We start from the raw sequence: 20,976 nt of genomic DNA, 5'->3' as shown, positions 1-20,976 counted from the left end.
CATGCTGACTCTGCACGCCTGCTTGTTCCCGTGGCCATTCCAGGCGCTTTTGTTTTTGTGTTGCGCCCGGGAAACGACAGTTGCCTTTATTTGGCATCTGGCTGATAATTTGACCGACTGGTAAACATTACAACTTCCATTGCGACGCTCAAGACGAAAATCACCAAAAATGCAGACAAAATTACAGGCGTTTGCCTAAATTAATGGCAAGAATGCCCTGTGATCGTCGTGAGCGAAAGGGTTGAATCTGAAGGGGAAACAGAAACGACATGGCGATTCCGAGAGCGGCGAAGACCCAGCGCCGGACGCGCATTCAGGAAGAAAAGGAAGAGCAGATTCTGGAGGCCGCGCTGGACGTGTTTTCCGTCCATGGCTTTCGCGGCTCGACCATCGATCAGATCGCCGAAGTCGCCGGCATGTCGAAGCCCAATCTCCTCTATTATTTCCGGACCAAGGAGGCGATGCACCGGGCGCTGATCGACCGCGTGCTCTTTACCTGGTTGGAGCCACTCAAAGCTCTGGATGCAGAAGGCAATCCGGAAAACGAGATTCGCAGCTATATCCGTCGCAAGCTGGAAATGGCGCGTGAATATCCGCGTGAAAGCCGCCTGTTCGCCAATGAGATGCTGCAGGGTGCGCCACATGTCGAAGACGAACTCAAAGGGCCGCTGAAAAGCCTGGTCGACGAAAAGGCGGAAGTCATCCGTGCCTGGGCCAAGGCCGGCAAGATCGTCGAATGCGATCCCTATCACCTGATCTTCTCGATTTGGTCGACGACGCAGCATTATGCGGACTTCGATGTCCAGGTTCGCGCCGTACTGGGGCAGGAGCATTCCGGGGAAGGGCGCTTCGAGGACGCGGCGCGCTATCTCGAGCAGCTTTTCCTTCATGGCCTCATACCGAAACGCGGAGCGACCTGAGTTTGTGCGCATACAATTAAGAAATTACGTTATGAATTATCTATAAATCTTTGTAATCAAGAAAATATTTTCTTCTCAAAAATGATTTCCCCGAAAATCGGCGCCCGATTTTCGGGGGTGCTTCGTTCCTGATCCTGCTTATCTATTCAGCCGCTTGCCGCGCCATGGGATTATTGGGATGCGTGGTCCAGTTGGCATAGTTCGGATCGACGACCTTGCCGGTGCGCTTGTCGAGCGTGCCGGCTGCGAGCGGTTCCATGGTGATGCAGTTCTCGACGGGACAGACACTGACGCAGAGATTGCAGCCGACGCATTCCTCTTCGATCACTTCGAAATGGCGCACGCCGTTGACGAAGCTGGTGATCGCCTGATGCGAGGTGTCTTCGCAGACGATATGACAGCGCCCGCACTTGATGCAGGCATCCTGATCGATCTTCGCTTTGGCGATATAGTTGAGGTTCAGATATTGCCAGTCGGTGACGTTTGGAACGGCACGGCCGATGATGTCATCGAGCGTGCGGTGACCTTTCGCGTCCATCCAGTTGGAGAGGCCGGAGATCATTTCCTGCACGATCTTGAAGCCATACGTCATGGCGGCAGTGCAGACCTGCACGTTGCCGGCCCCGAGAACGAGGAATTCGGCCGCGTCGCGCCAGGTGGTGATGCCGCCGATGCCTGAAATCGGCAGGCCCTGGGTTTCGTGATCGCGGGCGATCTCCGCCACCATGTTGAGCGCGATTGGCTTCACCGCCGGGCCGCAATAGCCGCCATGCGTGCCTTTTCCGCCGACTGTCGGGTTCGGGGCAAAGCTGTCGAGATCGACGGAGACGATCGAATTGATCGTATTGATCAGCGAGACAGCATCCGTGCCGCCCGCCTTGGCGGCACGTGCCGGCTTGCGGATGTCGGTGACGTTCGGCGTCAACTTGGTGATGACGGGCATACGCGTATACTGCTTGCACCAGCGTACGACCATCTCGATATATTCCGGCACCTGGCCGACCGCAGAGCCCATGCCGCGCTCGGACATGCCGTGCGGACAGCCGAAGTTGAGCTCGATGCCGTCGGCGCCGGTTTCCTCCACGAGCGGCAGGATGGCCTTCCAGGCGTCCTCGACACAGGGCACCATGATCGAGGCGATCAGCGCCCGATCCGGCCAGTTCATCTTCACCTGCTTCATTTCCCGAAGATTGGTGTAGAGGTCGCGGTCGGTGATGAGCTCGATATTGTTGAAGCCGAGCAGCCGCCGGTCGGCGCCCCAGATCGCGCCGTAGCGCGGGCCGTTGACGTTGACAACCGGCGGCCCCTCTTCGCCGAGCGTCTTCCAGACGACGCCCCCCCAGCCAGCCTTGAAGGCGCGCTCGACGTTGTAAGCCTTGTCCGTTGGCGGCGCCGAGGCCAGCCAGAACGGGTTAGGGGATTTAATGCCGACGAAATTGTTGGTGAGATCAGCCATGGTTCATCTCTCCCTCAGGCGACGGCGCTGGCCGGTTTGACTGCCACGGTGAGCACGCGGTGGATCGATTCGGCCGCATCGCGGCCGTGGGCGACGGCGGAGACCGTCAGGTCCTGACCGCCAAGGACACAATCGCCACCGGCCCAGACACCGTCGAGCGACGTGCGCCCTTCGCCATCCACGACAATTCGGCCGCCCTGCATGCGCAGGGCTCCGAGACCCGATGCATCGAAGGTCTGACCGATCGCCTTGAAGATCTGGTCGGCAGCGATCGCGCCGGTCTCACCGGTCGTGGCCAATCGGCCTTCGGTGAGCTTGGTATACTCGACTTCAATGCCGGCGACCTTGCCGTTGCGGGCGATGATCGACTTCGGCGCCAGCCAATGGCGAATGATGACGCCTTTGGATGTGGCCAAATCCTGCTCGAACTCCGATGCGTTCATATGTTCCTTGCCGCGGCGGTAGCAGATCGTCACTTCCTCGGCGCCAAGCAGCTTGGCCTGCACCGCGGCATCGATCGCCGTCATGCCGCCGCCGAGAACGACGACGCGTCTGCCGATTGCTACCTCGGCCTTGTCTTTTGCCTGGCGGAGCGCTGCAATGAAGGCGACCGCGTCATCGACACCTTCGAGACTTTCGCCGTCCACACGTAGCGCATTGACGCCCGCGAGCCCGATGGCGAGGAAGACGGCGTCATATTGCAAGGTCAGATCCGCGAGCGAAAAGTCGTCACCGAGCCGCTGGTCGTGGCGCATGTCGATGCCGCCGATCGAAAGCACGTAATCGACTTCCTTCTGGGCGAAGTCGTCGACCGTCTTATAGGTGGCGATACCATATTCGTTGAGGCCGCCGGCCTTCGGTCTGCTGTCGAAAATCACCACCGAATGGCCCTTCATCGCAAGACGGTGGGCGCAGGCGAGACCCGCCGGTCCGGCGCCGACGACCGCGATTGTCTTGCCCGTGGGTGCGGCGCGCGCGTAGAACTGCTTGTTCTGCTCCATGGCTGCGTCTGTCGCGTATCGTTGCAGCCGACCGATTTCGACCGGCTTTTCTTCGGCGGTGTTGCGCACGCAAGCCTGCTCGCAGAGCTGTTCGGTGGGACAGACGCGGGCGCACATGCCACCCAGAATGTTCTGGTCAAAGATAGTTTTCGCCGAGCCAAGCGCATTGCCTGTCGATATCTGGCGGATGAAAAGCGGGATGTCGATGGAGGTGGGACAGGCCGTCATGCACGGCGCGTCATAACAGAAATAGCAACGATCTGCGGCAACCAGCGCCTCGTGATTGTCGAAGCGTGGATGGAGATCGGAAAAGTTCGCTTCATACTCGGCGGAAGCAAGCCTGCCGGCATGAATCCCACTTTCCAGTCGTTCCATTGAAGTTCCCTCATTATAGTAAACGGCTGATATTTTAGACGGTAGCTCAGTATAAAAATTTTATCAAATGGTAAAACTTCACCGGATACGCCTATCTGCCCGACGGAACTGCGCAGAGGTCCTGACCGTTCTTATTTTCGAAGCGCCGTGGGGCGAAAAAAAATTAAAAAAATTTATAATCCCTGGAACTATTGCTTCGGCCGCTCGTTAGGTGGGTATCCGGAGGATAATCGCATCGACCCAACATGCGCGCCCCAACCCATCCTCCGGACATACTCACGGTCCCCTCCCGGTGAGTGAAGACAGCTAGTGCGCCGCCCTCGCACTGGCTGTTTTCGTGTGCGGGGATATCTGTTGAAGGAGAGCGTCGTATCGGAATTTCGATCTGCGCACGCGCAGGTTCTGCCTCTCATTGTCCTCTCGTTCCCCTTGCGGGGAGAGGGGGGCAAAACTCTCAACGAATCCGATAGTTGCGGATCAAAATCGAGCGCCGCGACAGCCCCTCATCCGACCCTTTGGGCCACCTTCTCCGCGCAGGCGGGGCGAAGGGGGAGTCGCACCCTCCGTCATCCCTCACGGGCGATGGTTTGTAGCCGCCGTCTGCTCGATTGTCCCCTCTCCCCGCGCGCGGGGAGAGGGCTAGGGTGAGGGGCAGAACTCTCGCCGAATCCGATAGTTGCGAACAAAAATTCGAGTACCGCGACAGCCGCTGTACCCTTTTAGATGCGGTTCCTCATCCGCGTGTTCGAATTCTCCTAGAAACTCTACGAGCGTTTCAGGATTTCATATTCCGTCTCGGGGATCGTGATCCGGTATTCGATATGATCCGGCGCCACCAGAAATGCGGCTTGCGCGTTCATGGAGGTCGGTGCGATGCGTTCTAGGATCATTCGGCCGAAAGTGTTGCCTTCCAGTTCGAGGCCTGCATCCGCGCGTGACACTTTTTCATTCCACTTGACCTCAATGGCGTTACGTCCCTCGAGCGTCGTCTCGGCGCAATTCAGCTTGATAGCAGTCGAGCCTCCGGAAATCGCCCCATGGGATGCCGAGTTAACGATGAGCTCATGTAGCGCAAGGCCGAGGTGAACCGCCGCATTTGGCGTCAGATGCGCATTGACCCCAAATATCGGCATCGCCGTGCCCGCGTCGGGCCAGTAGGGAGCGAACTGTTTCTCCGCCAATTCGAAAAGATAGGCACCACGCCAGCTCGAATCCGTGATGAGGTCTTGCGAATTGGAGAGGGACTGAAGACGGCCGCGAAACTTGACCAGGAAATTATCCACGGAAAGCGTTTGCCTCGCCGTCTGTGTGGCGATGCCCTGAATGATCGCAAGGAGGTTCTTCGATCGGTGCGAAAGCTCTCGCAGGAGCGACTTCAGGATCTTTTCGCGATGACGGATCTCCGTCACTTCCGAGATGACGGTCAGTATGCCATAGGATGGGCTGCTACCGACCCGTTCGATCTTGAGTTCGAAGGTTCGTGTTTCGTCCGGATCGACACTCTCTATTTCAGCATTGGCAGATTTGCCGTCCTTCAGGACTTGCAACTTCAGCGGCAAAAGACGCTCGCCGTCTTTCTCTCCAAACAGATCGACATCGTTCGCGCCGGGGAAGAAGGCGGGCTTCAGGTGTTCGGGGAGATTTTCGGCATATCGGATCGCCAGGGCGGAATCCTGATAAATAACTGAAATGCCGGCGCTACTTAGCGCCCGTTCCATCATTGCGGCCTTGCTTTCCCGCGAGAAAGACGCGCCGGACAATGGTTCAGTCTTGTTCACTCAGCCGCCTTTCCTCGGTTTCTCGCGACGTCGCTGGCATTCGCCTGAAGAACCTGACGTTACTTATACCCATATAACCATGCGTTGCAAAATTTTTAAGCGTCCCAGTGTTACCGGAACGCTTCCCACTCCGCATATTTGCAACGGGTTGCAAGTCGTTCAGGCAGCCACCTTTGTCGACTCGTTGAAGAACAAAGCCTGACTGATCAAGGCCTTCACCATGTCGGGATTGAAAGGTTTGGTCACCAGGAAGGTCGGTTCCGGCCGCTCGCCCGTCAGTAATCTTTCCGGGAATGCTGTTATAAAAATAACCGGTATACTGGAATTTTTCAGGATGTCGTTGACAGCATCGATTCCTGAACTGCCGTCTGCAAGCTGGATGTCGGCGAGAACCATATTGGGTTTGGTCGCGTTGTAGAGGGTGACAGCTTCGCTGTGGGTCCGGGCTATACCCGTAACCTTATGGCCAAGGCTTTCGACCATCTGTTCGATATCCATGGCGATCAGAGGCTCATCTTCGATGATCATGATATCGGTTGCGACCTGACGCGAGATTTCCTGCGACGCCTGGTCGAGCAGCCGCATGACATCTTGCTCTTCGACATCCAGGATCTCGGCGATCTCCGGGATATGGAAACTCTCGACCGAGGCGAGGATGAAGGCCTGACGCGCAACCGGTGACACCTTGGCGAGATTGAGCGAGGCGCGTTGTTCCCAAGCATAGGGGGAAGTCGGTTCCGGGATCTGGATCGCAGTGGAACCGAAGAGGCTCGTGAAAAGTTTATAAAGTGCGACGCGATCGTTCGCGGTATCCGGAAAAATCGAGATATCGGCTATGATCGCTTCCAGTACTGCCGCAACATAAGCATCGCCAGATGTCTGTGTTCCGGTAAGAGCGCGAGAATAGCGACGCAGATACGGAAGATGCGGCGCGATTCGAGTCGAAAGTGTCATTAAATAACTCCCATCAGCGGGGCCCCTCAGAGGCGCGATAATAAGAATGAACGTTATCATCCCAAAAAAGTTCCAAAGTGACGGAACTTTTTTTATTTCCGGGCATTATGGTTGCCGACACAGGGGGCGGATTTATACGCTCGGTTGCCGAAATGAGGGTTCGGCTCTTGTGGCATCATCCGTAGGCCCGATCAGGCCCACGAAACAAGCGGAAATGGCCAACGAATGAAACACATGAGAAGTGGCGAGTTAATGACGACGCAAAAAAACGAAGAAACAAACAATCGGCGGCCTGATCTTAGAGCTGGTGATATACTAGATCCGAACAATCAGATCGGTATGCGGCTGCGTTCGCTTTATGCCGCAGCGCAGGACGAGGCGATTCCGGACCGCTTCCTGGATCTGCTTGAAAAGCTGGATCAGGCCGAGCGCCTGGCGTCAGCCAAAGTGGCTGATTAGGACGTGCCCATGGAAGAGGCGAAGACAAGCTTCAAGCGCGAGCTGTTGGCGGCTTTGCCCAGCCTTCGTGCGTTCGCCATCTCGCTTATCGGGCGTCATGATCGTGCCGACGATCTCGTTCAGGATACGATCATGAAGGCCTGGGCCAAGCAGGACCATTTCGAGATGGGCACCAACATGAAGGCCTGGCTGTTCACCATTCTCAGAAATGAATTGTACAGTCAGATGCGCAAGAGCGGCCGCGAGGTGCAGGACAGCGACGGCCTGTTCACTGAATCGATGGCAACACATCCCGCCCAGTACGGTGCGCTGGATCTGGAAGATTTCCGCAAGGCACTCGACAAGCTGCCAGCGGATCAGCGCGAGGCGATCATTCTGGTCGGTGCGTCGGGTTTTTCCTATGAGGAGGCGGCCGAAATCTGCGGCTGCGCGGTCGGCACCATCAAGAGCCGTGTAAATCGCGCCCGTCAGCGGCTGCAGGAATTGCTGCAGATCAGCGGAGAAGCGGACTTCGGTCCGGACGCGACATCCGCGCCCCTGACCTCAAAGGCATTCGCATTCTAGAGCGGTTCTGCTTTATCGTGGAATTGCAGAACCGCTCTACCCTTTGTTTTTACGCAATTCCGAACGGAAAACCGCGTTCCGCACTTTTCCTGGAATTGCTCTAATCCGTAGGAGGAGCATGAAAGAGCCGGCGATCCACCATGTGGAGCGCCGGCTCTTTACGCTAAGTCGATAAATCCCGGATGCTTTGCAATCAAGGAATGACGGCGTCCTTTGCGTGGCGTCATCACTCCTTCTTCGATCCAACGAAGCTCGAGGCAAGAAGTGCCATGACCACTGCCGCAGTCAGCATCGGCTGTGAGCGAACCATTCCCAATCCGGCTGTCGCAGCAGTTTCCAGGGCGAGCCGGCGTTCACGGGCTTTTCGAGCTTCCTGGGCATCGACGATCGCCATGATGACCAGAACAATCAGTCCCAGGAGGAAGGCGGCGGCGGCGATGAAGAGCGCCGCTCCGGCAGCGCCATAAAGCGGCGTGAGCCAGACGGCGGCCGCGACCATCGCGAAGACATAGGCGGTCAGCAGCAGCAGTACTACGATTGCCAGAAAAATACCGTTGCGCCGCGTGCGCACAACGGTTCTATGCAGGCTGTTTGTCAGCAGCAGGCTAAGGAGCGGGTGCAGCATCATCTTTCTCAGCGGCGACGGGCGAGAAAGGCAAGCGTCAGGCCGACGACAGCGGCGGCTGCGACGGTTGCGGCCGGATGGCGACGCACCGTTTCGCGCATTTCGCGGGCACCACGAATGGATCCATCCTGAAGGTCACGCAGCATATCCTCACCCCTGCTGATCAGTTCGTCGAAGCCGGTTTCGGCCTGATCACGAAGCTTATGCCGCTGGCTGGCTGCGTTCTTTCTGACGAGGCTCGCGAGCGATGCGATCTCGTCACGCAGTTGCGCGATCTGATCCTCGATCCCCGCTTCGATGTCATGCAGCGTGCTGGTGCCGTTGCGCTTGCCGCGGATAGAGTGGAGGATGGAAGATGGCATGATTGTCTCCCTTTTTCGGGCGCGTGATGGCCGTTGCGGTTAGCCCGGACGATCGCACACGGAAAGCCGGTCGGCATTGATCCATGCCGTTGACGAATGAACGTCGGAGTGCATCAAAGGTTCCAGATAACCCGGCAGTTGCGCCCAAAGCCCATCGCGTCAAAAGAGATTCACGCATGACGCCCGAAAACCGCGCTTACTTTTCGGCATGCCCCGCTAGCCTGCGTCTTTCAGTGCGCTATGGGCAAGGACGAATGGGGTGCCATCGGAGGGGATCTTATTGACCCGCAAACGGCAGCCGAAGACGGAGAGCAATCTTTTATCGGTCAGCACATCGCGAATTGGTCCGGTTGCTGACAGCTGGCCGGACTTCAGCAGCACCATTTGGTCGGCAAAAAGAGCCGTCAGATTGAGATCGTGCATGACGGCGATGACGCCGCCGCCGCGCTCGCAAAAGCTTCGTGCGAGCGTCATGATCGTCAGCTGATGGCTGATGTCGAGACTGGAAACCGGCTCATCGAGAAGCAACCAGCAAGGGAGGCCGTCAACTACCGGCTCCGATATCTGGCAGAGCACGCGAGCGAGCTGGACACGCTGCTGCTCGCCGCCTGAAAGTTCCTGATAGAGGCGGCCTTCGAAGCCCGCCAGATCGACGGCGGTGAGCGCTTCGGCAGCGATCCGGTCGGCCTGTTCCGGTCGACTGTTCCTGCCGGAAGCAAGTCCCATGCGCACGATCTCGCGCACAGTGAAGGGAAAGGAGATCGCGCTTGCCTGCGGAAGCACGCCGCGCATCGTGGCGAGCCGCCAGGGTTCCATCGTGGTGACTTCGGCGGAATTGATCCGGACGGAGCCCTCGTAGCCGAGTTCACCGGAGATCGCCTTCATCGTCGTCGTTTTGCCGGAGCCGTTGGGGCCGGCGATGGCGGTCAATTCGCCCGGCCGAGCGGTGAAGGAAACATCACGCACGACGGATGTGCCGGACAGGCGGACGGAAAGGCCGGAAACTTCGATCATGGAACAAACTCAAAGGCTGAGGCGCGAACGGTTGCGCAGCAGAATCCAGAGAAAGAACGGTCCGCCCACGCCGGCCGTGACGATGCCGATAGGCAGTTCAGCAGGGGCGACGACGGTCCTGGCGAAGACGTCGGCAAAGATCAGCAGCGAGCCGCCGAGAAGGGCGGAAGCCGGCAGCAGGAAACGGTTATCCGGACCGATCAGGAGGCGCAGGACATGCGGTACGATAATGCCGACGAAACCGATGCCGCCGCTGACGGCGACCGAAGCTCCCGTCGCAGCTGCGACCGCGACGATGGCGGTATTCTTGAGGCGCTGCACGGGAATGCCCATGTGGAACGCCGCCGCTTCGCCAAGCGTAATTGCGTTCAGTCCCCGCGCCATCAGAGGAAGGCTCAGGAAGGAAATGAGGATAATCGGCGCGGCGGCCGCTATCTTGATCCAGGTGGCGCCGGCGAGCGATCCCATGCTCCAGAAGGTCAGATCGCGCAGCTGCTTGTCGTCAGCCATGTAGATGAGGATGCCGGTGATGGCGATCGCCAGCGAACTGACCGCTATGCCCGCAAGCAGCATGGTCGCAACGGACGTCTGTCCGTGCCGTGTTGCAACCCTGTAAAGGAGAATGGTGACGACGAGGGCACCGACGAAAGCGGCGACGGGAAGGGTGAAAATACCGAACATCCGGTAGGCCGGGGCAGCGACCGTCGAGCCGAGCACGATCATGGCGACCGCACCGAGGCTCGAACCGGCGGTGACGCCGATCAAACCCGGATCGGCGAGCGGATTACGGAACAGTCCCTGCATGACCGCGCCGGAAACGGCAAGCGCTGCGCCGATCAGAAAGCCAAGGATCGCGCGGGGCAGGCGGATATCGAGGATGATGATGCGGTCCCGCGCACTGAGGACGGACTCGCTTCCATTCCTGCCGAGGGGGCCCCGGATGACGTCGACGACCGAGGCATCCGACGCGCCGCTCGTCATTGAGAACGTCAGCGAAAACAGCGCACCTGCCGCAAGGAACGCAATGACGATCAATGCCAGTTGTGAACGATCGCCCGTGCGGTAGCGCTCGCGAAAACGCGCTGCCGATCGTGTTGGCCGCAGTTTTGGGATGGCTACATGTAGTGACATGTTCAGCCTCCGTAAATGGCAGCGTTCAGCTCCCGCACCGCACTTGCCGTTCTCGGGCCGAAGCCCAAAAGATGGAGCCCATCCATGCGGATGATCGCCTTCCGCTGCGCCGCGGGCGTCAGCGCAATTGCCGGCTGCCTCAGCAGCTCGTTGTCACTCGATGCATGCTCGCCTCCCCTGGTCATCATCAGGATGACGTCCGGTTTCGCCTCTATGATGGCTTCGTCGCTGAGCGGTTTATAGCCCGGGAAGTCGCCGACGGCATTAGTGGCACCGGCAAGCCTGATGATCCCGTCGGCCGCCGTGCCAGAGCCCGAAGCCATGATCTTGCCGCCCTGCGTGCTGAGGATGAAGAGAACGCGCCTGCGCTCCGTTTCCGGCCGCTTTGCCGAGTCGGCGATCGCCGCATCGAGGTCGGCCGCGACCTTCTCCTCCAACGCCTTCGCCTTGTCGTCGACGCCGAGCAGGGAGCCGATCCTGTCGATCTTCGTCAGGATGCCGTTACGATCGAAGGTGCTGGGTACGGTCTCAAATGGGACGCTCGCACTGCGCAGCACATTCAGCGCTTCCGGCGGACCGGACCCTTCGACGGCTATGATGGCAGTCGGATTGACGGCGAGGATGCCTTCCGGCGAAAGCGCGCGCATATAGCCGATATCGGGCAGCTTGGATGCGCCCTCCGGATAAAGACTTGTCGAGTCGCGGGCAATCAGCCTGCCTTCCTCACCAAGCGCATAGACGATTTCCGTTACGTCGCCGCCGATGGAGACAAGCCGTGACGTATCGATCTCTCGGGAATCGGCGGCGTGGGCGGCCCTGACCGGCCCATATCCGCCGTTCGATATGATGCCGGGGATAAGCGGCATCACCAGGACGGTGGCGGTGAGGACAATTTCCCAAAGCCCTATGCGTCGGAGATTCCTTGGCATCTTCATGGTGCTTCCTCGCTATGCCGCCACACTTGCGCGGGCCTTCGGGAGACCCTCGACGATGGTGCGCCAGTCGCCGCGCTCACCGGAACCTTCATGTCTCTTGCCGAAGAACTGGATGATCATCTCGCCGCTGGCGTTATAGGCCTCCAGCGAAGTGACGTGCCCGTCCTTGGTCGGCTTGCGCACCGCCCAGGCTTCGGCAATGTGATCCTGGCGCAGGTGCAGATGGAACGTCGGATCCATGATGTTGATCCAGGGACCCATGGCCTGGACGTTGAAGATCGGTCCGGAGTGGATCTGCACGATGCCGTTATTTGCCACGAAGCACATGATCGGCAGACCTTCCTTCGCGGCGGCATGCATCATATCGGCAACGGCGGTGTTCTCCAATTGCCAGGCGAAGTCCTCGCCAACGGTGCGGATCGCTGCCTGTCGGCCGATCCTGAGCTTCTTCAGCATGCCGAAGAATTCGTGCGTGTCGGTCATCCTGCTCCAGTGATCGCGAAGCTCGTCGCGGCTGACGTCTCCATCCTCGTCGAGGTCGTTGGTGGAGGCAATCTCGACGAATTCCTGCGACTGATCGTCCAGACGGAGATCGGCGACGATCACATGATAGGCCTCGACATTGGAATCCGGCCGCAGATGCACCTTGTGGACCGCGTTGCCCGCTTTGTCGAAGAACTGCAGACTGAGCCGCTCCCGATCACGATCCCTCTTGGTCACGGCGAAACCATGCGCCCAGCGGCTTGGGAAAATACGAAGATCGATATTCTCGCCAAGCACAATTGCGGCCGACGCGCCGGCTTTGATATTTTCGTAGATGCCGATCTTCTCGTGAACGGCACTTTCGTTGCGTGAGAGGGCCATGACCTCGCCGAGCTCGGCTACTCTCTCCAGAAAGCGATTGGCATCGCCATCGATGCGGATCGCCGTCAAGCCTACCTCGGCCGCGGCCAGGGCTGCTTCCGAAATGCCGAGACGACCGGCTATGTCGCGTTCGCGCATTTGCGGGTTTTCTGCGCGGAAGCTGCGGATAGCTGCCGGTGTCGGTCTTGTTTCTTCTGTCATGTCAAACCTACTTGTTAAGAATGAGCTTGCCTTGCCGGGTGATCTTCATCCGGTAGAGGACCCCCTCATGGCGAATAATGATTTCGCTTTGTCCGCAAAAAATATCGGCGCTTTCCAGCACCCTGGTTTCGGCCGCGAGCTGCGTCGCCCGCGCCTGCGGTTGTCTGTATGTATCGAGCTTTTCAGCCACCATTTCGGCTTGCTTTTTCCGCGCAAATTCAAAGGACCGTTGGTCCCGGTTCAGAGATAATTATCTTGACTTTCTTACTCATAGTTTTTTAAAGACGCAATAGAAGACAATTACAGTCAAGTTTGTTTTTGTAGCTTGGCGAGGGGCGCCTCGCTCACGCCGCGTGGTGGATATTGGAGAGTGCTGATGCTGTCGAAAGAGATCGTTGTGTTCCTGAGCGCAGCCATGTTTGCCGTCTCTTCGGAAAGCGTACTGGCTCAGGATGCCGCGGCGACGGCTCCGGCAGCGCCTGAGGCGCCTCCGGCAGCCACTCTCAACGTCGATCTCAACGCACTGACGCCCTCACAGAAGGGATGCATGATGACCTTCGTGGCCCAGAACAATCTGGCCGCGCCGGTCAACAAGATCTCGTTCGAGCTCGCCTTCTTCAACGACAAGAACGCCGTCGACCGAATCACGGTGCTCGATTTTCGCGACCTGCCGCTCGGGAAGAAGCGCGTCCGCCAGTTCGATATGCCGAATGTGAAGTGCGAAAGCGTCACCCGCATCCTCATCAATGATACGCCGGTCTGCGACGGACCGGAAAAGGGCGCGTGCATGAAGGGTCTCGTCACCCGCTCGCAGATTTCAGTTCCGTTTGAAGGGTAAGCGGTCGACGCCGGAAGCTATCCGGCGTTTCTCAGCGGCAGGAGTTAAGCGACCAGTTTGCAAGTGGTCCGAGGCACAGGACATGGTGAATTCAGCGAAGTCCAGATCGAAGAACGCTTTCGTGGCGGATACGCAAAATGTCGGCAGTTTGAACGACAACAATCCGGGAATGCATCCGGGTCATCAATTGTCGGATCTCGATGGGGTGCCCCGACAGCCTGCCGGTGAATCCGTCGTCCATTATGGGCGTTTCGCGCAGATCGGATCTTTTCCCGAACACCCATCAGACCGTGATCCTGCAACGAAGACCGATGCGCCAGAGATGGATGCGTCGCCGGAGAGGCACGCGGAAGGTATCAAACCCGGCGGGAAACGGGTCACATTTGCCTGTCTTGCTTCTGCATTCTTTCATATGAGCCTGGTTCTCGCGATCGCGGTGGTAGTTGGAGCACCTCCGCAGCTGCCGGACAACGAGGCCGGCGAGGTTGTGAACCTTATCATGCTGGGCGCTTCGGAGATGGATGAGGCTGCAGCCGGCAAACCCGAGGAGGACCCTCCACCGGAGGAGATCGTGCCCGAAGCGGTACAGCCGGAAATAGTTCAGACTACCGAGGTGCAGCCCACCGAAGTTCAGCCGACGGAGGTGCAGGAGGTGATGCCTCAGGCCGCCGAAACCGTTGAGGCTGAGCCGAGCGAACCTACCCAGCAGACGCAAGAGATCTCACCCGAAACCGTGACGGCCGCTGAGCCGGAAGTGTTGACATCGCTCGGGCCAGCGGAGACTTCGGTGGTTCAGCCGATGGCAGCCGCAGTGCCCGACGAAGTAAGCCCTGTCGAACCTCAGGAGCCCGTTGAAGTACTGCCGGAACCGCCTCCACCACAAGATGTAGCCGTGCCGGTCGCGAAACCGCAGACGACGAAATCGATCGAAAAGCCGAAGGAGGTTGTGAAGAAGCCGCCACCCAAGAAGGCGAAGGTTGTTGCCGGCTCCGATGGCGAAGGCAATCGGAATTCCACGAAGGGATTCGCTGATGGGACGGAAACCGGAAAATCCGATCAGAATTCCAAGGCGGCAAAGGACAAGTATGGCTCCAAGGTAACAGCGCGGATTCGCCGCGCGCTGCGCGGAGCGCCGGCGGAGTACACGCGCATGGAAGTTACTGTGTCTGTCCAGATCCGAATCGAATCCGACGGAGCACTGACGGCTCTTTCAGTGGTGCGCAGTTCTGGCGTCCCGGATTTGGATCAGTTTGTGCTCGATGCCGTGCGCCGCGCTGCACCTTTTCCGACAATTCCCGCCGACGTCGTCAAACCTGCGATCTTTACCCAGGCGATCGGAGTTAAACGGTGACATTCGTGAAGGAAAATATGACTTCTATCCTCAACTTTATACTTTACTCTAAAAATCAAGTTTAATAAGGTCCCGTTCGTGCACGGAAAGCGTGCCTTTGAAACGCGACAGGCGAACGGGTGGATATATGGCTCGAAAGGCGAAGAGGGGATCGAACCGCGACGACCGGGATATCGTGGTGGAGCCTTCGGGGCAGCAGTCCGGCAAGTCACGGCTGGATGGCCGCAGTTTTCTCTATGTCGGCGGGCGTGATTGCCAGGTGGCGCATCTGCGACAGATCGCCAGCAGCTTCGGCGCCGAGCTCATTCATCATGACGGCGGCCTGCGTGAGGCGGTCTCGCGTATCGACACGGTTCTGCCATCCGTCGACTGCGTCTTCTGCCCGATCGACTGTATCAGCCATGATGCCTGCCTGCGGGTGAAGACCGGCTGCAAGAAATTCGGCAAGGCCTTCATTCCGCTGCGCAACGGCAGCAAATCCAGTCTGGAGCGCGCGCTGCAGACCATGAACGAACGAGATAATTCCAGATGAACAGCAAGCGCCCGGAAGGGTTTCTCATGATCGGCCTGCACAAGCTGGCCGCACAGAATGGCGACGGCCTGGTGCCGGAACTCTACGAGCTTCTCACCAGGAATGCCGGCGATCCGCATCATGCCAATGTGACCGAGTTTCCGATCCACGAGGCGCGCATGCCCGGCGAAACGTCTGAGATCCGGTCGAATGGCGATAACGTCATTGCATTCCGGCAGCGGACGTTCGAAGCTTCCGGAAGGAAGCAGAAGAACTGAGGTAGGCCGATGTACATAGCCATGAACCGGTTCAAGGTGTCGACCGGATCCGAGGAGACGTTCGAGGCGGTTTGGAAAAATCGGGATTCGAGCCTGCCGCAGGTTCCGGGTTTCGTCGAATTCCGCCTGCTTCGCGGCAGGGCCAACGAGGAAGAGGGCTACACGCTCTTTGCCTCGCACACGATCTGGCGCAGCGAGGAAGATTTCCAGAACTGGACGAAATCGGAGAACTTTCGCATGGCGCATCGCAATGCCGGCGAGCACAAGGCCATGTACAAAGGCCCGCCGGTTTTCGAAGGCTTCAATGTGGTCGAGGGAATTTGAGGCAACGCGGCGTTCGTCGTTCCGGCGAATTCCTAAAGCCTGTCGCGTGAAGGTAGGCTCACGCGACAGGCTTTAGCTTCTTTCATGCATGTCGTTGCCGCAAAACCGCTGCACACTTTTGCGCGACATGCATTACAGCGCTCTTTCCATAAAGACAGTGATGGGCTTCAGGCTTGCTGGAACCGTGCGAAAATGGCCGCTCTTTTTGAAGCCGAAGGCATCGTAGAGGGCTATGGCCTCGCTCATAAATGTGACTGTTTCCAAACGGACGATCGCGTATCCATCGCGGCGCATCGCGTCCAAGCACGCGGTCATCAAGCCTCTGGCAACGCCTTTGCCTCGTGCTTCCGGTCGAACATACATTTTCTGCAATTCTGCAATTCCGTCATCTGACTTCGAATAGCCAGCACACCCGGCAAAATTTTTGTCTATGCGCGCCAAAAAGAAACCTGCATCGCGTTGGCTGAACTTCTTCATCAGGGTTTCGGGTGTGTGTCCGTAGATGTATTCGATCAATTCAGCATCTGGCACTCCGAACTTGCGAGACTGTTCGGCGTCCCATTTGCTCATGGCGTCGATAAGCGCGCATGCCTCTTCGAAATCAGCAAGAGAGCCTATTGCGCGGATTTCCATCAACTTGTCCCCCATGCCGGTCCTGAAAAGTGCCCGGCGAAAGAAGGTCGCCCAAGCGCTCGCCAAAGGCAAGGAGTGTCACTACCAGCCAAAAGGATGATCTAAGGAGTGAGTGCCAGGGGACGCGGCGCCAATAGCGGCTACTGTAGCTAGCGCCCGTTCAGCGTTGAAGAGTAATGACCTTATCGGAAGTGTTTACCATCACTACAGGATGAGGGATCGATCGACAGCTTCATGTGATGCGCGATCTGCCTCCGATGTTCGTCCCAGTCGCGGCAGATGATCATCGAATTGCTCCATGTCAGCCCTGGCGCCCAGCGCGACGCTGGATCCTCAGCCAGGACGGCGCCCGAATTGTGGTCCCGGAAGGAACGCGCCGATTGCAACCGCAATCCAGCCTACGATCATGGCGAGACCGCCAATTGGTGCCGCGAAAAGAAACAGGCTGGCCATGCCGTAATGCCTGACCACGAGATCGAGGCCGAACAGCAATGTCCCCAGGCCGAGCAGCAGACCGGCAACAGCTGCGGTGCGGATACGATCAAAGCCCGCGTGGAGTGCGAGAAGGGCAGGGGCGTGTGCCAGGCACATGGTCGAAGCTGAACCGAGAAGATGGGTATCGCCGCCATGTGAAGCTGCGGCCGCAAGCGCCACGCCGGCAGCGCCGAGGACGCCCGACAATACCAGGACGAGCGGACGGATCGTGCCATTGATGCTCATGCGGATTCCTGTTCGCTGTTCTGCATGTGATGGGCGAGGCGTTCGACCGGATCCCAGATGATCGACCGCAGCTTCTCGCTCTCGATGGTCTCCTCCATGGCTCGGCGAAAGCACAGCAGCCATTCGTCACGCTCGAGAGGGCCGATCGTCGCCACGAAGTGTCGGCTTCGCAGTCTCGGATGACCCCGTTTTTGAATGTAGAGCTGCGGGCCACCGAAATAGCCGGTCAAATACTCGAAGAGCTTTTCCTCGCTCCCGGCCAGGCTCGGCGGATGGATCGCGCGGACATGCTTTGCTTCCGGCAGCGTGTCCATCAGTTCATAGAATCGCTGTGTCAGTGCGCGCACGGTCTTTTCGCCGCCGATCGCCTCGTAAAGTGTAATCGTCTCTTCCGTCAGGATCGTAACTCCCAATGCGCCTTTGCCTTCATGCCCTGTGGAAGATCTGTCCGCAATAAATATGCGGATGGCTGCGGCATTTGGCGTCAAATCGCAAATCCGATCGGAAAACTGTCATCGATGCAGCGTATGCCTGAACACAGTTTCCCGAAGGATTTGACAAAACCGTCCAGGCGGTATCTTTTGGTCCCATGTCAGAAGCGCATCATCGCAAGAAACAACCCGCTCTTGTCCGCCGGCAACTGCTGCAGGTCGCAGCACGTCTTGCCTCGGAGCAGGGGATTTCGGCAGTGACGCTTGACGCCGTCTCTGGCGCTTCGGGCGTCAGCAAGGGTGGATTGCTGCATCATTTTCCGAACAAGAACGCCCTTCTCGATGCGCTGTTCGATAGGCTGCTCGAGGGGCTGGATGCCGATATCGAGGAGATGATGCGAAACGATCCCTTGCCGCATGGCCGTTTTACACGCGGCTATCTCGGTGCCGTTGCCAGGCTAAGAGAGCGGCCGGCCGAATCGAGCGGCTGGGCGCAGGTAACGATAGCTCTGCTTGCCGAGCCGCGTTTACGCCAACGCTGGCACGACTGGGTTCGCATGCGCAGTGAGGAATATGTCGGCACGGATTCATCCGTCGATGCTCAGCTCGTCCGCCTTGCGGTGGACGGACTGTGGCTTGCAGACATGATCGAGAGCCACGGCATGGATGACGGCACGCGGCAGGCACTTGTCAATCGGCTGATTGAGATCACTACAGCGCCGTGCGCCTCTTCAGACGCACAAAGGTCGCGGTAGAAATTTGAATTGCTTCGTCGGAAGGAGCACCCCGCATGAATTCCACTGCCGCCGTCTATGCCATGCTTTTCCTCGCGATCGTCCTGGAGGTCGTGGGTACGACGGCACTGCAGATGTCGCAGCAGTTTACCCGTCCGTTGCCGACGCTGGTGCTTGTCGTCTGTTACGCCGCGGCATTCTATTGCCTGTCTTTCACGCTTCGCAGCATTCCCGTCGGTATCGCCTATGCGATCTGGAGCGCGCTTGGAATTGTGCTGATTTCGCTGGTCGGCCTCGTCGTTTTCAAGCAGAAGCTCGATCTGCCGGCGATCGTCGGCCTGGCACTGATCATCGGCGGCGTTCTGATCGTCAACATCTTCTCGAAATCCGTCTCCCACTGATTTTTGCGCGGGACGTCACCTTTATCGCGCCGAGCCGCGCTCTATCTGTTGTTGCGTTTTGCGTTGCAAAGCCCGCGAGAAAGCTGCGTTGAGCGGGAACCTTGCGCGCCCTTATTCTTTTTGTGCCTATATCCATTGTTTTGAGGAGACAGCCATGGCCATTCGAGCAATCGTCTGGGGAGAGAATATTCACGAGCATACGAGCGACGTTGTTGCAGGTATCTACCCTGACGGCATGCACAACACGATTGCCGCGGCATTGAATGCCGATTTCCAGATCGAGGCGACGACGGCGACCCTGCAGGAGCCCGAGCATGGCCTCAGCAAAGGACGGCTCGCGGCGACCGATGTGCTCATCTGGTGGGGACATAAGGATCACGGCGCGGTCAAGGACGAGATCGTCGAGCGTGTCGCCGCCCGGGTGTGGGAGGGCATGGGTCTCATCGTTCTGCATTCGGGCCATTTTTCCAAGATATTCAAGCGGCTGATGGGAACGCCCTGCGCGCTGAAATGGCGCGAGGCCGGCGAGCGCGAACGGCTGTGGATCGTCAATCCGCACCATCCCATCGCCGCGAATCTCGGCGAAAACTTCGTCCTGGAAAACGAGGAGATGTATGGGGAGCCGTTCTCCGTTCCCGAGCCGTTGGAAACCATCTTCATCTCATGGTTCCAGGGCGGCGAAGTCTTCCGCTCGGGCATGACCTGGCGGCGCGGTGCGGGCAGCATCTTTTATTTCCGACCCGGACATGAAACCTACCCGACCTATCACGATGCCAATGTACGCAAAGTGCTCGTTAACGCCGTCAAATGGGCCCACAATCCGCAAGGGGCGTTGACGACCATTCACGATGCTCCAAATGTCCCTGTCGAAAACGCGCCCGAGCCAATCACGGAGCGTGGCCCGAAACTGCACAAGGCCGGGGAAACCGGCTATCGCTGAGGAATATTCATGCGTCTCCTAATTGTCGGTACGGGCGTCATGGCGAAGAACCAGCTCGCTCATTTCACACGCATAGACGGTCTCGAGATCGTCGCGGCGGTCGATCCGGATGCCGCGCGTCTTGCGACATTCGCCGACACTTTCGGTATCGAAAAGCGCTTCCTCTCGCTGGACGATGCCATCGCATGGAATGGCTTCGATGCCGCCAGCAACATCACGCCCGACCGGCTGCATCATCCGACCACGCTCGCTTTGATCGCAGCCGGCAAGCATGTCCTCTGCGAAAAGCCGCTGGCGGAGAATTACGAGCAGGCGCTGGAAATGACTGAAGCCGCGGAAAGGGCCGGCGTCATCAATATGGTGAATCTGACCTATCGCAACGTGGCACCCCTGCAGAGGGCGCGACAGATGGTGCTCGCTGGCGAGATCGGCACTGTCAAGCATGTCGAGGCCTCCTATTTGCAAAGTTGGCTGGTGTCCAAGGCCTGGGGCGACTGGCGCACGGAATCGACCTGGCTCTGGCGATTGTCGACGGGGCATGGCTCGAACGGAGTTCTGGGCGATGTCGGCATCCATATTCTGGACTTTGTCGCCTATGGCGCGGCCACCGACATCGATCACGTCTTTGCCCGGCTGAAGACCTTCAACAAGGCACCCGGCGGTCAAATCGGCGAATACCTTCTCGACGCCAATGACAGTTTCACCATGTCGGTCGATTTCGCCAACGGCGCGCTCGGGATCATTCATGCAAGCCGCTGGGCGACCGGTCATCTGAACGAACTGAAGCTGCGTGTCTATGGTGAGAAAGGCGGGTTGGAGGTCACGCATCGCACGGGCGAATCCGAACTTCGCGGTTGTCTTGGGGAAGATGTGGAAAGTGGCGCTTGGAAGATCATAGAGACCGCCCCGGTGCCCACCAATTATCAGCGTTTTGTCGAAGCGGTCGTCAGCGGGGTCCAGGCGGATCCGAACTTTCGTCACGCGGCCAATCTTCAGAAGGTTCTCGATCTTTCTATGATCACCGAAAGAGAGCGGCGGGAGCTCAAAGTCTGAGTCTGGCGCTGGCAGCAATTGTCGAGCAGATGATTCCGGATGACGGCCCTTCTCTGCAAGCTTTAAGAAATACGGCCTTCGGTTGAAACTTTTTTTGGGATCAGAGCAGCTTTGTAACTATTA

The 20,976-nt window shown here is 58.4% G+C and carries 26 protein-coding genes; 12 read left to right on the top strand and 14 right to left on the bottom strand.

From position 1 onward, the window contains the following. Positions 1-269: 269 nt before the first annotated feature. On the top strand, positions 270-920 hold the full coding sequence (locus tag AAE029_RS19600; RefSeq protein WP_371074551.1) for a TetR family transcriptional regulator C-terminal domain-containing protein: 651 nt from the start codon (positions 270-272) through the stop codon (positions 918-920). A 142-nt stretch (positions 921-1,062) separates the two neighbouring features. Here AAE029_RS19600 and preA read toward each other — a convergent pair whose 3' ends face one another. The 4 genes from preA to AAE029_RS19580 form a co-directional block, all read right to left on the bottom strand. Further along, on the bottom strand, positions 1,063-2,376 hold the full coding sequence (gene preA / locus AAE029_RS19595) for an NAD-dependent dihydropyrimidine dehydrogenase subunit PreA (RefSeq protein WP_371074550.1): 1,314 nt from the start codon (positions 2,374-2,376) through the stop codon (positions 1,063-1,065). 14 nt (positions 2,377-2,390) lie between these two features. Next, positions 2,391-3,752 carry an NAD(P)-dependent oxidoreductase gene (locus AAE029_RS19590; RefSeq protein WP_371074549.1) on the bottom strand — a complete coding sequence of 454 codons (1,362 nt, stop codon included), beginning with the start codon at positions 3,750-3,752 and terminating at the stop codon, positions 2,391-2,393. A gap of 764 nt (positions 3,753-4,516) precedes the next feature. Further along, the gene (locus AAE029_RS19585; protein WP_371074788.1) at positions 4,517-5,512 is read right to left on the bottom strand and encodes a sensor histidine kinase; all 996 of its coding nucleotides are present in this window, start codon (positions 5,510-5,512) and stop codon (positions 4,517-4,519) included. A 177-nt stretch (positions 5,513-5,689) separates the two neighbouring features. Further along, positions 5,690-6,484: a response regulator gene (locus AAE029_RS19580; RefSeq protein ID WP_371074548.1), complete on the bottom strand. Its 795-nt coding sequence runs from the start codon at positions 6,482-6,484 to the stop codon at positions 5,690-5,692. A gap of 252 nt (positions 6,485-6,736) precedes the next feature. Between AAE029_RS19580 and AAE029_RS19575 the strand changes: the two genes are divergently transcribed. Both AAE029_RS19575 and AAE029_RS19570 read left to right on the top strand, forming a co-directional pair. After that, on the top strand, positions 6,737-6,943 hold the full coding sequence (locus tag AAE029_RS19575) for a NepR family anti-sigma factor (protein ID WP_371074787.1): 207 nt from the start codon (positions 6,737-6,739) through the stop codon (positions 6,941-6,943). A 9-nt stretch (positions 6,944-6,952) separates the two neighbouring features. Next, positions 6,953-7,507, top strand: coding sequence for an RNA polymerase sigma factor (locus tag AAE029_RS19570; protein WP_371074547.1), 555 nt, complete (start codon positions 6,953-6,955; stop codon positions 7,505-7,507). A 226-nt stretch (positions 7,508-7,733) separates the two neighbouring features. On the opposite strand, the gene AAE029_RS19565 is transcribed toward AAE029_RS19570, so the two are convergent. The 7 genes from AAE029_RS19565 to hemP all read right to left on the bottom strand — a co-directional run bounded on the left by AAE029_RS19565 (position 7,734) and on the right by hemP (position 12,832). Next, positions 7,734-8,132, bottom strand: coding sequence for a hypothetical protein (locus AAE029_RS19565; RefSeq protein ID WP_371074786.1), 399 nt, complete (start codon positions 8,130-8,132; stop codon positions 7,734-7,736). A gap of 8 nt (positions 8,133-8,140) precedes the next feature. After that, positions 8,141-8,494, bottom strand: a complete 354-nt coding sequence (locus tag AAE029_RS19560) for a hypothetical protein (RefSeq protein WP_371074546.1) — start codon at positions 8,492-8,494, stop codon at positions 8,141-8,143. Positions 8,495-8,710: 216 nt separating this feature from the next. After that, positions 8,711-9,508, bottom strand: coding sequence for a heme ABC transporter ATP-binding protein (locus AAE029_RS19555; RefSeq protein ID WP_371074545.1), 798 nt, complete (start codon positions 9,506-9,508; stop codon positions 8,711-8,713). Positions 9,509-9,517: 9 nt separating this feature from the next. Further along, complete coding sequence (locus tag AAE029_RS19550; protein WP_371074544.1) at positions 9,518-10,639, bottom strand: FecCD family ABC transporter permease; 1,122 nt, start codon at positions 10,637-10,639, stop codon at positions 9,518-9,520. 2 nt (positions 10,640-10,641) lie between these two features. Then, a complete protein-coding gene (locus tag AAE029_RS19545) occupies positions 10,642-11,574 on the bottom strand; it encodes a hemin ABC transporter substrate-binding protein (RefSeq protein WP_371074543.1) in 933 nt (310 codons plus the stop codon). Between the two features lie 12 nt (positions 11,575-11,586). Continuing rightward, positions 11,587-12,639 carry a hemin-degrading factor gene (locus AAE029_RS19540; RefSeq protein WP_371074542.1) on the bottom strand — a complete coding sequence of 351 codons (1,053 nt, stop codon included), beginning with the start codon at positions 12,637-12,639 and terminating at the stop codon, positions 11,587-11,589. 7 nt (positions 12,640-12,646) lie between these two features. Further along, positions 12,647-12,832 carry a hemin uptake protein HemP gene (hemP, locus tag AAE029_RS19535; RefSeq protein WP_371074541.1) on the bottom strand — a complete coding sequence of 62 codons (186 nt, stop codon included), beginning with the start codon at positions 12,830-12,832 and terminating at the stop codon, positions 12,647-12,649. 222 nt (positions 12,833-13,054) lie between these two features. Here hemP and AAE029_RS19530 point away from each other — a divergent pair, with 222 nt between their 5' ends. The 5 genes from AAE029_RS19530 (at position 13,055) to AAE029_RS19510 (ending at position 15,941) form a co-directional block, all read left to right on the top strand. After that, positions 13,055-13,477, top strand: a complete 423-nt coding sequence (locus AAE029_RS19530; protein WP_371074785.1) for a hypothetical protein — start codon at positions 13,055-13,057, stop codon at positions 13,475-13,477. Positions 13,478-13,598: 121 nt separating this feature from the next. After that, positions 13,599-14,828, top strand: coding sequence for a TonB family protein (locus AAE029_RS19525; protein ID WP_371074540.1), 1,230 nt, complete (start codon positions 13,599-13,601; stop codon positions 14,826-14,828). Positions 14,829-14,955: 127 nt separating this feature from the next. Continuing rightward, positions 14,956-15,360 (top strand): DUF2325 domain-containing protein, encoded by a 405-nt coding sequence (locus AAE029_RS19520; protein WP_371074539.1) that lies wholly within the window; start codon positions 14,956-14,958, stop codon positions 15,358-15,360. Next, the gene (locus tag AAE029_RS19515; RefSeq protein ID WP_371074538.1) at positions 15,357-15,617 is read left to right on the top strand and encodes a hypothetical protein; all 261 of its coding nucleotides are present in this window, start codon (positions 15,357-15,359) and stop codon (positions 15,615-15,617) included. Before AAE029_RS19520 ends, AAE029_RS19515 begins: the two co-directional genes overlap by 4 nt. A 9-nt stretch (positions 15,618-15,626) precedes the next feature. Next, positions 15,627-15,941, top strand: coding sequence for an antibiotic biosynthesis monooxygenase (locus tag AAE029_RS19510; protein WP_371074537.1), 315 nt, complete (start codon positions 15,627-15,629; stop codon positions 15,939-15,941). 132 nt (positions 15,942-16,073) lie between these two features. Here AAE029_RS19510 and AAE029_RS19505 read toward each other — a convergent pair whose 3' ends face one another. The 3 genes from AAE029_RS19505 to AAE029_RS19495 form a co-directional block, all read right to left on the bottom strand. Then, the gene (locus tag AAE029_RS19505) at positions 16,074-16,574 is read right to left on the bottom strand and encodes a GNAT family N-acetyltransferase (RefSeq protein ID WP_371074536.1); all 501 of its coding nucleotides are present in this window, start codon (positions 16,572-16,574) and stop codon (positions 16,074-16,076) included. 333 nt (positions 16,575-16,907) lie between these two features. Then, positions 16,908-17,294, bottom strand: a complete 387-nt coding sequence (locus tag AAE029_RS19500) for a DUF423 domain-containing protein (RefSeq protein ID WP_371074535.1) — start codon at positions 17,292-17,294, stop codon at positions 16,908-16,910. Beyond that, complete coding sequence (locus tag AAE029_RS19495; RefSeq protein ID WP_371074784.1) at positions 17,291-17,692, bottom strand: group II truncated hemoglobin; 402 nt, start codon at positions 17,690-17,692, stop codon at positions 17,291-17,293. The genes AAE029_RS19500 and AAE029_RS19495 overlap by 4 nt, the downstream gene beginning before the upstream one ends. A 191-nt stretch (positions 17,693-17,883) precedes the next feature. Between AAE029_RS19495 and AAE029_RS19490 the strand changes: the two genes are divergently transcribed. From AAE029_RS19490 to AAE029_RS19475, 4 genes are all read left to right on the top strand, one after another. After that, positions 17,884-18,480: a TetR/AcrR family transcriptional regulator gene (locus AAE029_RS19490; protein WP_371074534.1), complete on the top strand. Its 597-nt coding sequence runs from the start codon at positions 17,884-17,886 to the stop codon at positions 18,478-18,480. A gap of 35 nt (positions 18,481-18,515) precedes the next feature. Further along, positions 18,516-18,860, top strand: coding sequence for a multidrug efflux SMR transporter (locus tag AAE029_RS19485; RefSeq protein WP_371074533.1), 345 nt, complete (start codon positions 18,516-18,518; stop codon positions 18,858-18,860). A gap of 154 nt (positions 18,861-19,014) precedes the next feature. Continuing rightward, positions 19,015-19,800: a ThuA domain-containing protein gene (locus AAE029_RS19480; RefSeq protein ID WP_371074532.1), complete on the top strand. Its 786-nt coding sequence runs from the start codon at positions 19,015-19,017 to the stop codon at positions 19,798-19,800. A gap of 9 nt (positions 19,801-19,809) precedes the next feature. After that, on the top strand, positions 19,810-20,853 hold the full coding sequence (locus tag AAE029_RS19475) for a Gfo/Idh/MocA family protein (RefSeq protein WP_371074531.1): 1,044 nt from the start codon (positions 19,810-19,812) through the stop codon (positions 20,851-20,853). Positions 20,854-20,976 lie beyond the last annotated feature (123 nt).

Origin of the sequence: Sinorhizobium sp. CB7 (genome assembly GCF_041357635.1) — a bacterium.
GTDB lineage: Bacteria > Pseudomonadota > Alphaproteobacteria > Rhizobiales > Rhizobiaceae > Rhizobium.
This window is presented reverse-complemented; position numbering and strand designations above follow the sequence as displayed.

Bases quoted from the DNA above. Each gene is read 5' to 3' on its own strand.
- AAE029_RS19600 (WP_371074551.1), top strand. From the start codon at position 270: ATGGCGATTCCGAGAGCGGCGAAGACCCAGCGCCGGACGCGCATTCAG.
- preA (WP_371074550.1), bottom strand. From the start codon at position 2,376: ATGGCTGATCTCACCAACAATTTCGTCGGCATTAAATCCCCTAACCCG.
- AAE029_RS19590 (WP_371074549.1), bottom strand. From the start codon at position 3,752: ATGGAACGACTGGAAAGTGGGATTCATGCCGGCAGGCTTGCTTCCGCC.
- AAE029_RS19580 (WP_371074548.1), bottom strand. From the start codon at position 6,484: ATGACACTTTCGACTCGAATCGCGCCGCATCTTCCGTATCTGCGTCGC.
- AAE029_RS19575 (WP_371074787.1), top strand. From the start codon at position 6,737: ATGACGACGCAAAAAAACGAAGAAACAAACAATCGGCGGCCTGATCTT.
- AAE029_RS19570 (WP_371074547.1), top strand. From the start codon at position 6,953: ATGGAAGAGGCGAAGACAAGCTTCAAGCGCGAGCTGTTGGCGGCTTTG.
- AAE029_RS19565 (WP_371074786.1), bottom strand. From the start codon at position 8,132: ATGCTGCACCCGCTCCTTAGCCTGCTGCTGACAAACAGCCTGCATAGA.
- AAE029_RS19560 (WP_371074546.1), bottom strand. From the start codon at position 8,494: ATGCCATCTTCCATCCTCCACTCTATCCGCGGCAAGCGCAACGGCACC.
- AAE029_RS19555 (WP_371074545.1), bottom strand. From the start codon at position 9,508: ATGATCGAAGTTTCCGGCCTTTCCGTCCGCCTGTCCGGCACATCCGTC.
- AAE029_RS19550 (WP_371074544.1), bottom strand. From the start codon at position 10,639: ATGTCACTACATGTAGCCATCCCAAAACTGCGGCCAACACGATCGGCA.
- AAE029_RS19545 (WP_371074543.1), bottom strand. From the start codon at position 11,574: ATGAAGATGCCAAGGAATCTCCGACGCATAGGGCTTTGGGAAATTGTC.
- AAE029_RS19540 (WP_371074542.1), bottom strand. From the start codon at position 12,639: ATGACAGAAGAAACAAGACCGACACCGGCAGCTATCCGCAGCTTCCGC.
- hemP (WP_371074541.1), bottom strand. From the start codon at position 12,832: ATGGTGGCTGAAAAGCTCGATACATACAGACAACCGCAGGCGCGGGCG.
- AAE029_RS19530 (WP_371074785.1), top strand. From the start codon at position 13,055: ATGTTTGCCGTCTCTTCGGAAAGCGTACTGGCTCAGGATGCCGCGGCG.
- AAE029_RS19520 (WP_371074539.1), top strand. From the start codon at position 14,956: ATGGCTCGAAAGGCGAAGAGGGGATCGAACCGCGACGACCGGGATATC.
- AAE029_RS19515 (WP_371074538.1), top strand. From the start codon at position 15,357: ATGAACAGCAAGCGCCCGGAAGGGTTTCTCATGATCGGCCTGCACAAG.
- AAE029_RS19510 (WP_371074537.1), top strand. From the start codon at position 15,627: ATGTACATAGCCATGAACCGGTTCAAGGTGTCGACCGGATCCGAGGAG.
- AAE029_RS19505 (WP_371074536.1), bottom strand. From the start codon at position 16,574: ATGGAAATCCGCGCAATAGGCTCTCTTGCTGATTTCGAAGAGGCATGC.
- AAE029_RS19500 (WP_371074535.1), bottom strand. From the start codon at position 17,294: ATGAGCATCAATGGCACGATCCGTCCGCTCGTCCTGGTATTGTCGGGC.
- AAE029_RS19490 (WP_371074534.1), top strand. From the start codon at position 17,884: ATGTCAGAAGCGCATCATCGCAAGAAACAACCCGCTCTTGTCCGCCGG.
- AAE029_RS19485 (WP_371074533.1), top strand. From the start codon at position 18,516: ATGAATTCCACTGCCGCCGTCTATGCCATGCTTTTCCTCGCGATCGTC.
- AAE029_RS19480 (WP_371074532.1), top strand. From the start codon at position 19,015: ATGGCCATTCGAGCAATCGTCTGGGGAGAGAATATTCACGAGCATACG.
- AAE029_RS19475 (WP_371074531.1), top strand. From the start codon at position 19,810: ATGCGTCTCCTAATTGTCGGTACGGGCGTCATGGCGAAGAACCAGCTC.